This is a genomic window from Prevotella sp. LCP21S3_D2 (genome assembly GCF_052118345.1).
Lineage (GTDB): Bacteria > Bacteroidota > Bacteroidia > Bacteroidales > Bacteroidaceae > Prevotella.
The window spans coordinates 1-529 of record NZ_JBQKHJ010000100.1 but is presented as its reverse complement, the minus strand read 5'-3'; the positions used below and the strand labels follow the sequence as shown (position 1 = coordinate 529).

Here is a 529-nt window from a genome sequence, read left to right as displayed (position 1 = left end):
GAAGCCCGACATCCAGGACGAAAATCTTGAAGGCTGCCCGGTCTTCATAACTGGCAAGTGGCAGTCGGGGAGCTTTCACATTATATACCTTATATATCAGTCCGGCATCCAGCAGCCACTGCAAGGCCAACTCATACTCCCGAGCTCTTGCCCCCTCGCGCACCACTCCATAGATAAACTTCCTGTTCTCTTTACTCAACTGGGCTGGCAAGGATTTCCACAAATCAGTAATACGGGGAATAATCTCTGATGGAGCATGCTTCGACATATCTCTCTGATAACAGCTCAGAATATCCTTCTGTATGGTTCTCACCTCTTTCCAGTCACGATTCTGGCTAAAGCTCAATACGGATTCAGGCATGCCTCCCACGTAGTAATAATACTTCAAGAGTTCCTGAAACTTGGGGGCAAACATCGATATCATATTCCAATCCTTCGTCAGTAGCAGCTGCGCCAGATTCTTCTCCCCCATAGCCATCACGAACTCGATAAAGTTCATTGGATAGAGAGAGAGAAATTCCACCTTACC

General features: G+C 47.3%; 1 protein-coding gene. It reads right to left on the bottom strand.

Annotated elements, in window-relative coordinates; genetic code table 11:
• Positions 1 to 529: DUF4143 domain-containing protein (locus ACTQ16_RS16780; protein WP_441938576.1), on the bottom strand; the 529-nt coding region annotated here is incomplete at both ends.